The organism is Parabacteroides timonensis, from assembly GCF_900128505.1.
Taxonomy (GTDB): domain Bacteria; phylum Bacteroidota; class Bacteroidia; order Bacteroidales; family Tannerellaceae; genus Parabacteroides; species Parabacteroides timonensis.
On record NZ_LT669941.1, the window covers coordinates 3,328,642 to 3,343,893 of the forward strand.

The following is a 15,252-nucleotide window of genomic DNA, read 5'->3' on the forward strand; positions in this document are numbered from 1 at the left end:
ATTATTGCTTTTTCTCTACTATCTTAACTATTTCATCTACTATCTGATCTGCACTGTGATGATGGGCCAGCTTTTCGATATTACGGCTCATCCCGGCCAGTCGTTCGTCGTCATGAACAACCTCAAGCGCCTTGGCGACCAACTGTTGTTCAGCCTCTCTATCTGCAACCATTATCGCAGCGTCTTTGTTTACCAACGCCAGTGCATTCTTGGTCTGATGGTCCTCAGCTACATTCGGAGAAGGAACCAGAATAACCGGTTTCTTCAACAGGCAAAGTTCGGAAATAGAACTGGCTCCCGCACGAGAGATGACAAGATCAGCCGCCGCATAGGCATAATCCATGCGCGTAATAAAGTCGGAACACCAGATAGGCATTCCGCGATAAGCCTTCAGGTGCTTGGTTGCTTCGCCATAATAATAGCGTCCGGTCTGCCAGATTACCTGCACATCGGAGGCGAACAGTTTATCCAGATCACCTTGAATACTACGGTTAATCGTCCGGGCTCCCAAGCTACCGCCGACTACCAGAATCGTCTTCTTTTCGGGAGAAAGGCCAAAGAATGCCAATGCTTCTTCCTTTCTATTAGTCGCCTCTTCCAGGTCTTGACGCACCGGATTACCGGTTATCACGATCCTGTCTGCCGGGAAAAACTTTTCCATACCGTCATAAGCGACACAGATCTTCGATGCCTTTTTCGCCAACAACTTGTTGGTAACTCCTGCATACGAATTCTGCTCCTGTATCAAGGTCGGAATACCTTGTGAAGCAGCCATCCATAAAGTCGGACCGCTGGCATAACCTCCAACGCCCACGGCGATATCGGGACGAAAATCACAAATAGTCTTCTTCGCCAACCGGAGACTCTTACGCAAGCGATTGAGCACTTTTATATTATTAAATAGGTGAGCACGGTCGAAACCACTCACCGGTAAACCTACTATCTGATAGCCGGCGGCCGGAACTTTTTCCATTTCCATCCGGTCTTCCGCACCTACAAATAAGATTTCCGCATCAGGAAAACGTTTCCTGACGGTATTGGCTATAGAAATGGCCGGGAAAATGTGTCCCCCAGTTCCGCCACCACTTATTATTATCCGGTACTGTTTCATTTTTTATTTTGTTTCTGTTGCAAACTGTTCTTCCGTTTCGGGTTGCGTATCGGGTACCCAGTTTGATATTTCTTCTTCTGTAATAGCCGGAACTGCACCTGCACCTTCGGCTTCATCTTCCGGATCTTCATCTTCCTCATTACCCATATTTGCTCCGAATCGGCTCACACTCAGGATAATTCCGAAATAGATACAGGAAATCACCGTCGAGGTTCCTCCACGACTGACCAATGGCATCGGCTGACCGGTTACCGGGATCAGGTTCACAGCCACCGCCATATTGGCCAGTGCCTGTACGACGACCAGCAATCCACACCCCAATACAAGGTATTTCGGGAAAGCCTTATCACATTTCCGGGCAATCATCCCGACGCGCACCAACAACATGATATACAACATCAGGACAAACACACCACCCACAACTCCCAGTTCTTCAATAATGATCGCATAGATAAAGTCGGAATAGGCCTGCGGAAGGAAATCCCTCTGCTGGCCATGACCCGGCAATTGTCCAAACAGTCCCCCGCGTGCAATAGCGATCTTCGCATGGGAAACCTGATAATTATCATCGGTTATTTTATAAACTCCATTCGCATCCACATCCGCCTCATGAGGCTCAAAGAAACGCTCCAAACGTCCCTGCCAGGTACTAAAACGGTCAGGTAGATACTGAGTCACCCCGGTGGGGGTGAAACGCAATAAGACAATAAACACAACCAGTCCCAAAATCAGGATACCGGCCAGTTTTCCGAGCTTCTTCAGTGGCAACTGCCCGATAAACATCATCAGGAAGCAAACACCAAACAACATAAAAGCGGTCGAGAAGTTCTCAGGAAGGATCAGAACACATGTCGTACCCACCCCGATCAATATATACTTGAATATCTGGTCGTCCGTAAATTTACTCCGTTTACTGAGCAGAAAGGCGATAAACACCACCGAGGCTAGCTTGGCAAACTCCGAAGGCTGGAACTGTATACCGAATATCTCCAGCCAACGATGTGCATCATTCGCATTGATCCCCACAAATGGCGTGGCAATCAGCATCAATACCGAAACTGGCAATAGGAGTATAAACACCGGAAAGAACCGGCACGGGACATTGTGCAACAGCAAAACAAGCACAAACCCGCCCAGCAGGAAAGTGGCATGACGAACGATCGGTGCCCAATGATTCGCGTTCTTGTAGGCGATCGTACTCGTAGCACTAAACACCTCAACAACCGAAATCAGGCACAGGAACATAAAGATGATCCATATCACCCGGTCGCCCTTAAATAATTTACTTGCCAGATCCATTCTAATTCATTTTATCTAATTCTACAAATCCACCTGCTCTTGCGCAACGACTGCGCATTACCGTGCGCGTTGGCTGCGCAAACGAATGCACAGTGGATGCGCACAGTCGTGCGCACTCATCGTTATAAATTACGTACGCACTGTTTGAACTGGTCGCCGCGGTCTTCGTAACTCTTGAAAAGGTCGAAGCTGGCGCAGCAGGGCGATAACAAAACGGTGTCTCCCTTTTCTGCCAGTTTATAAGCCTTGCTTACCGCTTCTTCCATCGAGCGGGCATCTTCAATCTGCGCCACCTTTCCGTCGAAGAAAGTATGCAGTTTGTCATTGTCGACACCCAGGAAAATCAAGGCACGTACTTTTTGTTTTACAAGTTCTTCAATCTCGGAATAGTCGTTACCCTTGTCCGTTCCGCCCAGTATCAGTACCAGTTTGGTCGTCATACTTTGCAATGCATACCAGCAAGAGTTTACATTCGTAGCTTTCGAGTCGTTGATATAGTCTACTCCGCGTACACGGGCCACTTTCTCCAGGCGGTGTTCCACCCCAGTAAAGTCACTCAGTGAAGCCCGTATATTTTCATCGTGGATATCGACCACCTTGGATGCGATGCCCGATGCCAGCGAATTGTACAGGTTATGTGTACCCGTTAATGCTAATAAGTCCTGATCCATTGTAAATGTTCCGTTTGAGGTTTCAATTACTATTTGCTTATTATCCGTATATCCCTTCACGCCGTCTTCATGCGTTTCGGCGAATGGGTAAAGAGTTGCCGCAGGATGGCGTTTAGCGATCTCGCGGGCTATGATCGGGTCGTCGTTCCAGAAGATGAACGCATCTTCCGACGTTTGGTTCTGGATTATGCGGAACTTGGCGTTCACATAATTCTGCATCTCGTAGTTATAACGGTCCAGATGATCGGGTGTTATATTCAACAAGATAGCTATATCCGCTTTGAAGTCGTACATGTTGTCCAACTGAAAACTGCTCAGTTCGATCACGTAGACCGCGTGCGGGTCTTCGGCAACCTGCAATGCCAGGCTGTTTCCTACGTTTCCTGCCAGGCCGACATCCACTCCGGCTTCTTTCAGGATATGGTATGTAAGCATGGTAGTCGTTGTCTTACCATTACTTCCGGTGATACAGATCATTTTCGAGTCGGTGTATCGTCCGGCAAATTCTATTTCGGAGATGATATGCGTCCCCTGCGCTTTCAGTTTCTGGATCATCGGAGCCTTGTCGGGTATTCCGGGGCTTTTGATGATCTCGTCGGCATTCAGAATGTCGGCTTCGGTATGCTGTCCTTCTTCCCAACGGATTCCGTGGGCGTCGAGCATATCCTTATACTTGGGTTTGATAGACGAAAAGTCGGAAACGAACACGTCAAATCCTTTTGCCTTCGCCAACACGGCTGCACCTGCACCGCTTTCTCCTCCCCCTAATACAACAATTCTTTCCACGTTTATATATATTTATTATCTCATCTTCAATGTGACGATCGTTATAACCGCCAAAATAATACCGATCAACCAAAAACGTACCACTATCTTCGATTCAGGCACCACGTTGAACGGTTTTTGCAGCAACGCTTGTATTCCTGCATTCCCCGCTTTCTGGAAATGATGGTGCAATGGCGTCATCTTAAATATACGACGACCTTCGCCATACTTCTTTTTTGTATATTTGAAGTAGGCAACCTGCGCCATAACCGAAATACTTTCAGCGAGAAAAATACCACAAAGAATTGGTATTAGCAACTCTTTACGTATAATTATAGCAAATACCGCGATTATACCACCCAGTGTCAGACTTCCCGTATCACCCATAAATACCTGCGCAGGGTATGAGTTATACCAAAGGAAACCGACTGTCGCCCCGATAAAGGCGGCGGCAAACACCACCAACTCTTCCGCTCCGGGGATAAACATGATATTCAGGAAGGAAGCGAACTCGAAGTGGGCGGACATATACGCCAAAATACCTAACGCAACGCCTATGATTGCAGAGGTTCCGGCAGCCAGACCGTCTAGTCCGTCCGTCAGGTTTGCCCCGTTCGATACGGCTGTCACCACAAATATGGTCATTAAAACAAAGACCAGCCATGCCGCTTCTTCTTTATAATCGCCTGCCCAGCTAACCAGTTGGGCATAATCGAAATTGTTATTCTTCATGAAAGGGATGGTCGTTTTGGTTGACTTCGTTTCTACCGTATGATAGTGGACTTCTTCGATCACATTATCATGGCGCACCTCCATATTCTCCTTAATCACGACATCCGGGCTCATAAACAACACCAAACCTACAATCAGCCCCAGGCCGACCTGTCCGATGATCTTGAATTTACCGTGCATCCCTTCTTTATTCTTACGGAACACCTTAATATAGTCATCGGCAAAACCAAGAGCGCCCAGCCAAACGGTGGTGACCATCATCAGGATCACATAAATATTATTCAGCTTGGCACAAAGTAAAGTCGGGATCAGGATAGCAATGATGATAATGACACCTCCCATTGTCGGTGTACCTTTCTTACTCATCTGTCCTTCCAGTCCGAGGTTACGTACCGTCTCACCGATCTGCAACATCTGCAAACGGTCAATAATACGGCGACCGATAGCTGTCGAGATAAACAAGGAAAGGATCAGTGCCAATCCGGAACGGAATGATACGTATTTAAACATCCCCGCTCCAGGTAAATCCAATTGATCCAGATAATTAAAAAGATAATAAAGCATGTCGTTTTATTGTTGTTGTGTTGCAAATATTTCCCGTAACTTCTCACGGTCGTCAAAATGATGTTTTACGCCTTTCACATCCTGGTAATCTTCATGGCCTTTACCAGCCACAAGGATCACATCGCCTTTCTTAGCCAGCATAGTGGCCGTTTTGATAGCCTGTGTACGGTCGGTAATACAAAGCGTACGTTCCATATCCGAATGACTCAGCCCGGCTACCATATCCTGAATGATCTCGTCCGGTTCTTCAAAACGGGGATTATCGGAAGTCAGGATTACCTGGTCACTCAGTTTCGCCGCCTCTTTCGCCATCAACGGGCGTTTCCCCTTATCGCGGTTTCCGCCGGCACCGACAACGGTAATGATTCGGCCTCTTCCATCGAGCACTTCTTCAATGCCGTTCAGGACATTTGTCAAAGCATCCGGCGTATGGGCATAATCGACAATCGCCGTATAACCGAGCGGAGATTGTATCGTTTCAAAACGGCCGGACACCGAATGCAGCGTGCTCAATACGATCAGCGTCTCTTCCGGATCTTTCCCCAGTGAAACAGCCGCACCGTAAACAGCCAGCAGGTTGTAAGCATTGAAACGTCCCACAAAATGAACAACTACTTCACGACCGTTAATGATCATTTCTGTTCCTTCAAAATGCGACTCCAGGATCTTTCCTTTGAAATCGGCCAAGGTACGGAGTGAATAAGTCAGCTTCTTTGCCGCTGTATTCTGGAGCATGACCAGACCAGATTTATCATCGGCATTGGTCAGTGCAAAAGCATCTGCAGGTAGGTCGTCAAAGAATTTTTTCTTTGCTTTCAGATAGTTCTCTACCGTTTTATGATAATCCAGATGGTCGCGTGTCAGGTTGGTAAAGATACCACCGTCGAACGACAAGCCACTGATACGTTTCTGATCGATTGAATGGGAACTGACTTCCATAAAGGCATATTCGCATCCGGCTTCCACCATCCGGGCCATCAGACTGTGGAGGGTGATCGGATCGGGCGTTGTATGTTCTGTCGGGATCGCTTCACCGTCGATATAATTGCATACGGTGGAGATCAAGCCTACCTTATGTCCCATCTTACGGAACATTTCATACAATAAGGTAGCGATGGTGGTCTTGCCGTTCGTCCCGGTAACGCCCACCAGCGTCAGCTTGTCCGAAGGATTGTCATACCAGGTCGAAACAACCTTACCCAATGCGTCCGCCGAATCTTTCACCCGGATGAAACAAATGTTTCTCCCGGATGAAACTTTAGTTTCTTCCGAAAGGGATGGAATTTCCTCGCAGATGACCGCTACAGCCCCTTTTGCTATGGCACCGTCGATATAGGCATGTCCATCGACCGCCGTACCTCTTACCGCTACGAACAAAAAGCCATCTTCCACCTTGCGGGAATCAGACTGGATGCCTGTAATCTTTACATGATCCGCTCCGACTGTTTCCTGTACATCCAACGTATGAATCAATTTCTTCAGTTCCATATTATTTTAATGTTAATCTTATGGTTTGTCCTTTGGCAATCCGTGTACCTGCTCCCATCGACTGGGCCGAAACCCGTCCCATGCCATCCAGAGCTACACGCAAACCGGCACTCTCGAGTAAATAAACCGCATCTTTGGCTCCCATACCGATCACACTCGGCACTAATCCTTCACGGATCGTCAAATCACGCAGATGGAGTTCTTCGTCTCCTTCTTCACGTTTGGTGACTACCCATTTTGTTTCCAGACTGTCTGTATTCGCATCGATATCCAGTTTTCCCAGTACATTTTCAAGCGCTTCCAAGTTACCGTTCTTCGCCGCCGGCATTAAAACGGCTAATGAGTCGCGCTCCATATCCCGCACATCAAACGACATATGGCTGGCATATACTTTTTCTGCAATTGCCTTCACTACACCTCCCGACATCGTACCACCTGACGGATAACCGATACGCGGACGGCGAATCACTACGATACAGGAATATTTAGGTTCGTCGGCCGGAAAATATCCGCAGAAAGCCACTTGGTGTCCGCTTGTACGATACACACCGCCTGTTGCAATCTGTGCCGTACCCGTTTTACCGGCTATACGAATGATATCCGAATGAACGGCTTTACCTGTACCCTGCTCAACAACACCCAACAACATTTCCTTAATGATATCAAGCGTCTTATCCGAACAGATGGATGACTTCAACACCTCTGTCGAGAAGCTTTGCACTGTTTTTCCATTGTGCATGATCTCTTTCGTAAACATCGGACGAACCATCTTTCCACCATTCGCGATAGCATTGAAGAAGGTCAGCGTATAGATCGGCGGGATCTGTGTTTCATATCCGAAGGACATCCAGGGTAACGTAGTCTTCGACCAATATAAGGTCGTGTCATTCGGCATACGTATCTTGGCACGTCCGGCTCCCGGTATCTCCAGGTTCAACGGGATAGTCAATCCCAGTTTATAAAGTCCTTCCACATATTTGGTCGGATTCTTTTCGTACCCTTTCAAAATGATCTTGGCAACCCCGATATTGGATGAATACCAGATAGCCTGTTCTGCCGAGATACGCCCGTATCCTCCCTTATTCATATTATGGTCGGTCATACGGGCACCCTTATACATATATACACCCTTACCTACGTCTACGGTATCACTAGGTTGACAGACACCATCTTCCAGAGCAACCATCATAGAGGCTACCTTGAAGGTCGAACCCGGTTCTATCTCATCGGCAACTGCATGGTTCTTGGTCTCGGCATAAGCCCCTTCACGGATACGTCCCATATTGGTAATGGCTTTTATCTCGCCTGTCGATACTTCCATAACAACGGCAGTACCTGACTCAGCATCGATCTTCTTCAACATATCTACCAAAGACTTCTCTGTGATATCCTGGATATTGATATCGATCGTCGTGCGGATATCCATTCCGTCCACAGGTTCAACCTCTACTACGTTGGTCCAGCCTCCCCCCACACGGCGGACAGAACTTAATCCGGCTTCACCGCGAAGCAGCGAGTCGTATTGCAACTCCAATCCGTTCTTCCCCTTCGTTACACCACCTGCTTCTATCTCACCGTAAATATCTCCGATCGTACGGGAAGCAAGCGTTCCGAAAGGTTTCTGGCGTTGTACCATTTCTTTCGTATAAAACCCGCTCTTATACCGGCTCAAACGCAGGAACGGGTATTTCCGCATTTCCTTCAGGTCTGTATAAGAAGCACGGCCTTCGTACAACGGATACTGGCGACTTTTACTTTTCAGTCCACGTAAAAGGTGTGCCTTATATCCGGCCGGAGTACGGTTCTTAAATTTACGGGACAAATAAACCGAAAGTGAATCTACCCCATTTACCTTCGAACTCAGGAACGTATCGACGGAAAAACCATCGGCACGAAAGTCGATATAGGTATAATAGCGAGGCACACTGGTAGCCATCAGCTTTCCATCGGAAGAGTAGATATTTCCACGTCCGGGTAATATCAGTCGGTTCGGGCGTTTCTGGCTTTCAGCCACTTTCTCCCATTTTTCCTTTTCCACGAAAGCTGTATCAAACGTTCGCAGGAGTATGCCTACTGCGATAAGCCCCAACAATAACACAACGAGAAAGTAACAGAATAATATCCGGTTACTTTTCGGTGCAGTTTCATTTGGTTCAATTTCTTCAGCCATACTTATTTATGTAATTCATACGGCGGAGTTTTGGCTCCTTCCAGTTCAATACCTTGTTCTTCAATCAATAATTCTACTTGCGACTGACGGCTATTGCCTGTCAGTTCCGATGAGATAGACAATGCTTCAAAACGCACGTCACGCAAGCGTTGTTGCAGACGGTCTATCTCACGCAGTTTTTGCATACAGGTGTAACGGTTTCCGATGAAAAAGAATATCATTATCACAACAAGCACGATCATCCGTGTGTGTTTAACGATAAAATCCTCATTCAGGATACCACCGCCCAGCACATACAAAAGAGAAAGACGTTTCTCTTTTTTCTTCGACTTTTTACGTTGTTGTTTTTCCTCCATAACCCCTATGTTAATTGGCAGTCGACCAGCAACTGCACCTCGCTACTTCTTCTCTGCTATTCTCAATTTGGCACTTCTCGAACGGGGGTTTCTTTCGATCTCCTCGTCAGAAGGCACAATCACTTTATTGTTTACCATGCGAAATGGCGTCTGTACATTTCCGAAAAAGTCTTGCTCGCTTTTTCCTTCAAAGTTCCCTGTTTTCAGGAAGTTTTTCACCAACCTGTCTTCCAGCGAATGGTAAGTGATTACAACCAAACGTCCGCCGGGCTTTAAAACCTGCAGGGTTTGTTGCAGCATTTCTTTCAGGGCACGCATTTCGTCATTCACTTCGATGCGAAGTGCCTGGAATGCCTGTGCCAGAAACTTTTTCTCTTTGTCTTTTCCTGTGAAAGGCTTAACCAGCTCCAGGAAGTCACCGATCGTTTCTATTTTCTTATTTTCACGTGTCCGGACGATCAACGATGCCAGTCTGCGGGCCACTTTCAGTTCGCCGTACAGGTAAAAGACATCTGCCAGCGCCTCTTCCGTATAGGTATTGACGATATCGGCTGCGGTCTGACCGGCACGGGTGTTCATGCGCATATCCAATGCCCCGTCGAAACGGAAAGAGAAACCGCGGTCTTTATCATCGAAATGATGGGAAGAAACCCCTAGATCCGCCAACAGTCCGTCGACTTCACCGTCCACACCATGATAGCGCATAAAATTATACAAATAACGGAAATTACTGCGGACAAACACAAAACGGGGATCGTCGGGGATATTATGTTCGGCATCGGCATCCTGGTCAAATCCGTAAAGTTCACTGTCGCTATCCATCCGTTTCAGGATTTCACGCGAATGTCCTCCTCCTCCAAAAGTCACATCCACGTAGATGCCCCCTTCTTGAATATTCAGACCTTTCACGCTTTCATCAAGCATCACCGGCACATGATAACTCTGCTTTTTCTCTTCCATTTTATGTCTTACACGTTAAACTTTCCCTTAAACAAAAGCACCTTACTTCGCTGTAAACAGGCACGTTACTTTATTAGAGGGTAAAATTAAGCATTTATCAAATTACCTTCCAAGAAATATAAGAGAAAAGTACAAAAAAGTTATCAACAGGTAGAGAATCTTACTTTTAATATTATTTCATCGGCAAGAAGTTTAGGAAATCTTGCCGATGAAAAATTAGATTAAGGAAGTTTTATGGATATAACTTCACCTTCTTTAGTAGTTTTGTGCAATAGAGTTTTACCTCCTGATTTAACAGCGACCAATAGCTTTCCGTTTTCACGGATCACTTCAATGTCGAAAGTGGAATCGAATGCCTTTATTTTACGCAAGCTCATTTTATCCCACTCAGCTGGTAAACGCGGAGTAAACGTGAAAGACTTCAAACCGGTAGGGCGAAGACCGAACATTCCTTCTGTGATGATACGGCAATATAATCCGCTCTCGGCAGAAAGATGGCGCTGGCTTCCTTCCGGCCATGCTTCGATAGCATAAGGGACATGATCACCCAATAGACGTTGGTTGGAATAGAACTTCAAGTATTCAGTTGCTTTTTCCGTTGCACCACAGGCATATACACCACGCAGAGCATACAGGGTGGAACGATCCCAGAAGGTCTCACTGCCGGCTTGGGTCAATAAGCCGTTCTTTGTCCATAAACGGGGAGAAAACAGAGCGTTAATTGTTCCGTCTGTACGATCGTTGATACCGACTGTCAGCGGGATACAAATCCAGGAACGAAGGATATCGTTTCCTTCATAATATTGATAGGTATCGAAACCTTCAACTTTTGCACCGAAATAGTCTTCTATATTTTTACGAAGGTCCTTCGCTTGTCTCTCGTAGTCGGCCAGTTCAGAAAAAGGTTTCTGCAGGTCTTTGCCCAGATAGGAAGCGGAACGTAAAGCATCATAATATAATGAAGAGGTACAGAGATTGGCTTTCCCTGCCGGGAAACGTCCTTCCAGCTCGTCGGAGTCGGAGGCTACAACACCTTTGTCGTTCAGGTTTCGACGACAGTATTCCAAGCACCATTCGATAAGCGGCCATAACTCTTCAGCTTCACCTTTGTCTCCTCTTGCCAAAGCATAACGGGCTGCTCCGTAAGCGACCATTGCGGCATCACCACGGTCACCGGCTCCTCCCCAAACGTCCAGTCCTTCTGCAATGATGGAACTGGGTATCTTTTCGTATTCAGGGTTCATGAAACGGGCAAAATGTTTGAATGAGTTAAGGGCGGAACCATTTCCGACTTCGTATCCCAGATAAGGGAAGAAAGGATTGATATATTCTGCCTGGTCGTTAGCCCAGATTGCGGCATAATATGACTCACCACCAGGACCATGCATTAATCCTCCTTTCGTGTCATAGATACTTTCTGCTCCACGTATCTTGGCAAAGGCAAACATCGTATTTACAACGGGATCGGGTGTTTCCAGTATCAGGTTATTCCAAAAGCCTGCGATCAGGTCTTTCCGGGCCTGCAGTTCTTTTTCGATATCTATCTTTAGTTCTGTCTCGCCCTGCTTATAACCGCTGATTGAGGCATAAAAGACAAGTTCTTCTTTCGGTTGCAGTTGCTTACTTGTCGATCCTATAATCTCGGAAACCAGTTTATAACTACCATCCACTCCAATAGCCGGATCGGTGTCTATAACTGAACGGGAAACAGGTATTTCCACATTCACAGCTGATTTTCCCGTATTTCGGAGAATATATTTCTCACATACGGCAGGATTAGACACAGAAGGGAAAACAACACGGGTCATGGTTATTTGTGCCTTACGCGGCAAAGCTACCGTACTTTCTACCGTCATTGTTCCATCCAGTGTGATTTTACCTACCTTCTCACCGGAAAGCGATTGCCCGTTAACCGATACCATATCCGAAGCATTCCAAGCAAAGCGGCGCATCAAACTGGCATGTGTATTATTCGGTATCATCCGGAGCATCGGCCAGATCATACTCTTATTCAACTCAAAAGAACCGTCGGCATTCACCCCGTAACGCAAAACAGTTGACACTTTCAAACCGCTCATTTCGATATGATCGTAATGAGGAATGTGCCCCTTCACCTCCCATGAGATACTCCCGTTGGGGTTGATGGACCAGCGGTTCTGAGCATTGATCGGAACAACACATAAACCAATCAATAATAATAGACTAAAGAATAACTTATTCATTGTTTACTTACAATTAAATGATGATACATATTTCATTCATAGGATATATTCCCTAATTTCTCAATTTTACCACTTTCCACTTTTGAAGAAAAAAGTTCTTTCAATGCTTCAGCCGTCAGGTGAAAAGAAGGACTAAAGTCCGGAGAATCCATATATTGCAATATACTATTATAGAACTGACGAGCTTCCGGTTTATCCCATACAACTTTCACATCAGACATACAAACTAGTAATTTACCTTTTTCCACTTCAAACTCAAATAAAAGTCCCAGCTTATGATTTCGTTCGATATTATCGATAACCTGCACAATCGGACGGTATTCATTCGGCAAACGATCCAATATCATTGGATAGCTTTGCTTTATAATGGGAAACCACTGCCAGTTTGTATGAAAGTCTGTCGGAAAGCCAGCGAATACGGCATGTTCCGGATCTGTCAAAATACCGAGTGTTCCCGGAGAGACCGGACGATGGATATTCTCACAAATAGATTTAAACATCCGGTAATTCCAATAATCAGTTTGGAAAAGACCGCCCACAGTCTGCTCCTGATGCTTTTCTTTGGACGGGAACAAAAGAACTTTACCACCAGCCTTTAAAGTATTAAACATATCGGAATCCAAATCAGTAGCCACAAGAATATCCTTTGGCGGCATCGTTTGATTATCGGTCGGATAAATCCATAATGGATAACTATTCTTATAAGGAGTTCCGTCGATGGATAGAGACAAGTTTACTTTTTCCGCCTTATGAACAGCAGAGACAGACGGTTTTATGGTTCCCACTTTAACCAATTCACCCTGTTTAACCTGCAAAGGAATCACACCTTCATCCAGTACCTGTTTTTTACTATCCGTCAGTGTCCATGACAGCTGTTTTCGATCAAGGTCACCGGACGAATAGTTTGCTATCTCAATATCACCTGTTACTATTTCTTTGTTCGTCCAGCAAAACTTTTCCGTACAGAATAAAGGAACGACTTCACAGCAAAAGCCTCGCCATTCTTCCGGGGTTATAAGCCCCTTACTATCCATAAACGCATCCAGAATACCCACATAAGCTGAGCCCTGGCCCGGATAATCCTGTAGATCCAGCAACTGGAAACCTCCCCAATGAGGTGTCCGTAAATTCATCTCAATATCTGCCCGATACAATAAGGCAGACCATTTACCGGAAGCTTGCATAAAGTCCTGAGCCTGATTTCCCATCCCGGCTTCCTCCAAACGTTTTTTAAAGACTTCAAAATTACGAGGTTTCAACACTCCCGTATATTTACTGATCTCGTCGAAGTTCGGATAAACCTGGAACTGTCCCGTTTCATGTCCGATAACAGGAACATCACAAAGTTCTTCTGCCGAGGAGAAGTTCATCACCGAATTAGGATAAGTATGATTCAGGTAACCACCATCTTCTGCATCTGCAAAAGAGAAAGAGGCCCGTGCATGCGTATTAAATGTACCTTCCTTTTCACGTCCTACCCGGCAAGTGGTAAAATACTGTTCGTCGGCCTGTTTTCCTTCCATCCCCAGATAGTTATTGGACCCGGAAGCATACAAATGTCTCTCATCTGCTTGTTTAAATGTTTGTACCAGCATGGCCAAAGCCTCTTTTCCTGTCATTTCATTACCTAAAGCAAACATAACAAAAGAGGCGTGATTACTATATGCCTTATGTAAATTCAATCCCTCTTTCTTCAGGTAATCACACAACACGGTATCTTCTATATCGACATTCCCCCAAACAGGCAATTCCGGTTGTAGATAAATACCCTCTATATCCGCCGCTTCAAAACAAGCCTCCGGCGGACACCAGGAATGGAAACGATAATGATTGATACCATACTCTTTCGCTATTTGAAAATAACGCCGCCAGGAATCGACATCCATCGCTGTATGAGCTGTCAGGGGGAATACACAGGCATCATGTTTACCACGTAGGAAAGTCACTTTATCATTGATCATAAACTGCTTACCTTTTACTGAGAAATTACGCAGACCGAAAGATACCTGTCGAACATCCGTATAGCCATCCGCTTTAAATGCAACAGACAAGCGGTATAAAGCTGGAGAAAATTCACTCCAACATAGTGCATTATCCCCCAAAGGTAATTCATATATCTGCTCAGGGACAGAACAATCTATGCCGATCGTTGCCACCGGAGTTTTATGCTTTTTATCGGTATTCCACGCCTCGGCATAAAAAGACAATTCACCCTGCTGTGTCTTGATATCCCTATTACGAAGTGTAACCTTTACTGTTACCGACTTTTTCGTAGCATCAGGATAAACCTGTATATTTTCTATTCCACATAAAGGGGCACTTTCCAGATAGAACTCACCGATAATTCCGTTCCAGTTTGTCTGTGTTGAACTCGAATAGGCATGGGAAGAATGAAAAACCTTATCCGGAACAGCCTTCAAACCATTATCAACCTGAATAGCAATCGTATGAATGCCAGGAGTGAGAAACTCTGACAGTTCATATTGTTGGGCTGTCGAAATATTATCATTCGTACCCACTTCTTTTCCATCTATCCAGATTGTAGTCGGCTTAGTCCGCTCCATAAAAAGACGAACAGATGAACCCCTCCAGTTTTCCGGTATTTCAACAACTTTTGTATATAAAGCTTTTCCTTCGAATATAAATTCACGGGAAAGAGCATTTGTCTGAGTCATATCCGGGTTATATTTACCCTTCTTTCCTATGTCTGTTGTTCCCGGTAAAAACAAAGAGTCCATACCGGAGTTTGACAATTGCGCTATGTTAAATCCGATATCAGCGGTGTCAAGTAACATCCCCCATTGTCCTTCCAACGAGATACGGTTACGCATATCAGGAGGCAACATCCTGGTACAGGAGGCACACATGCCGGCAATCAGCAAACAAGCGATCAGTTTTATTGAGTTTTTCATGA

At 45.7% G+C, this 15,252-nt stretch carries 10 protein-coding genes; all 10 read right to left on the reverse strand.

The window, feature by feature from the left end:
• Position 1: 1 nt before the first annotated feature.
• Positions 2-1,111: an undecaprenyldiphospho-muramoylpentapeptide beta-N-acetylglucosaminyltransferase gene (gene murG, locus BQ7394_RS21095; RefSeq protein ID WP_075559216.1), complete on the reverse strand. Its 1,110-nt coding sequence runs from the start codon at positions 1,109-1,111 to the stop codon at positions 2-4.
• 3 nt (positions 1,112-1,114) lie between these two features.
• Complete coding sequence (locus tag BQ7394_RS21100; protein ID WP_075559217.1) at positions 1,115-2,410, reverse strand: FtsW/RodA/SpoVE family cell cycle protein; 1,296 nt, start codon at positions 2,408-2,410, stop codon at positions 1,115-1,117.
• A gap of 122 nt (positions 2,411-2,532) precedes the next feature.
• Positions 2,533-3,867, reverse strand: a complete 1,335-nt coding sequence (gene murD / locus BQ7394_RS21105) for a UDP-N-acetylmuramoyl-L-alanine--D-glutamate ligase (RefSeq protein WP_075559218.1) — start codon at positions 3,865-3,867, stop codon at positions 2,533-2,535.
• Between the two features lie 15 nt (positions 3,868-3,882).
• Entirely contained in the window at positions 3,883-5,142 is a 1,260-nt protein-coding gene (gene mraY / locus BQ7394_RS21110) for a phospho-N-acetylmuramoyl-pentapeptide-transferase (RefSeq protein ID WP_075559219.1), read from the reverse strand.
• Between the two features lie 6 nt (positions 5,143-5,148).
• Complete coding sequence (locus tag BQ7394_RS21115; protein WP_075559220.1) at positions 5,149-6,630, reverse strand: UDP-N-acetylmuramoyl-L-alanyl-D-glutamate--2,6-diaminopimelate ligase; 1,482 nt, start codon at positions 6,628-6,630, stop codon at positions 5,149-5,151.
• A 1-nt stretch (position 6,631) separates the two neighbouring features.
• Complete coding sequence (locus BQ7394_RS21120) at positions 6,632-8,800, reverse strand: penicillin-binding protein (RefSeq protein WP_075559221.1); 2,169 nt, start codon at positions 8,798-8,800, stop codon at positions 6,632-6,634.
• A 2-nt stretch (positions 8,801-8,802) separates the two neighbouring features.
• A complete protein-coding gene (locus tag BQ7394_RS21125; protein WP_028727182.1) occupies positions 8,803-9,156 on the reverse strand; it encodes an FtsL-like putative cell division protein in 354 nt (117 codons plus the stop codon).
• Positions 9,157-9,198: 42 nt separating this feature from the next.
• The gene (rsmH, locus tag BQ7394_RS21130) at positions 9,199-10,116 is read right to left on the reverse strand and encodes a 16S rRNA (cytosine(1402)-N(4))-methyltransferase RsmH (protein ID WP_075559222.1); all 918 of its coding nucleotides are present in this window, start codon (positions 10,114-10,116) and stop codon (positions 9,199-9,201) included.
• Positions 10,117-10,337: 221 nt separating this feature from the next.
• Positions 10,338-12,338, reverse strand: a complete 2,001-nt coding sequence (locus BQ7394_RS21135; RefSeq protein WP_075559223.1) for a glucosidase family protein — start codon at positions 12,336-12,338, stop codon at positions 10,338-10,340.
• Positions 12,339-12,370: 32 nt separating this feature from the next.
• The gene (locus tag BQ7394_RS21140; protein WP_075559224.1) at positions 12,371-15,250 is read right to left on the reverse strand and encodes a glycoside hydrolase family 2 TIM barrel-domain containing protein; all 2,880 of its coding nucleotides are present in this window, start codon (positions 15,248-15,250) and stop codon (positions 12,371-12,373) included.
• Positions 15,251-15,252 lie beyond the last annotated feature (2 nt).

Excerpts from the sequence above, each read along its gene's own strand:
- murG (WP_075559216.1), bottom strand. The coding sequence starts at position 1,111 with ATGAAACAGTACCGGATAATAATAAGTGGTGGCGGAACTGGGGGACAC.
- BQ7394_RS21100 (WP_075559217.1), bottom strand. The coding sequence starts at position 2,410 with ATGGATCTGGCAAGTAAATTATTTAAGGGCGACCGGGTGATATGGATC.
- mraY (WP_075559219.1), bottom strand. The coding sequence starts at position 5,142 with ATGCTTTATTATCTTTTTAATTATCTGGATCAATTGGATTTACCTGGA.
- BQ7394_RS21115 (WP_075559220.1), bottom strand. The coding sequence starts at position 6,630 with ATGGAACTGAAGAAATTGATTCATACGTTGGATGTACAGGAAACAGTC.
- BQ7394_RS21120 (WP_075559221.1), bottom strand. The coding sequence starts at position 8,800 with ATGGCTGAAGAAATTGAACCAAATGAAACTGCACCGAAAAGTAACCGG.
- BQ7394_RS21125 (WP_028727182.1), bottom strand. The coding sequence starts at position 9,156 with ATGGAGGAAAAACAACAACGTAAAAAGTCGAAGAAAAAAGAGAAACGT.
- rsmH (WP_075559222.1), bottom strand. The coding sequence starts at position 10,116 with ATGGAAGAGAAAAAGCAGAGTTATCATGTGCCGGTGATGCTTGATGAA.
- BQ7394_RS21135 (WP_075559223.1), bottom strand. The coding sequence starts at position 12,338 with ATGAATAAGTTATTCTTTAGTCTATTATTATTGATTGGTTTATGTGTT.
- BQ7394_RS21140 (WP_075559224.1), bottom strand. The coding sequence starts at position 15,250 with ATGAAAAACTCAATAAAACTGATCGCTTGTTTGCTGATTGCCGGCATG.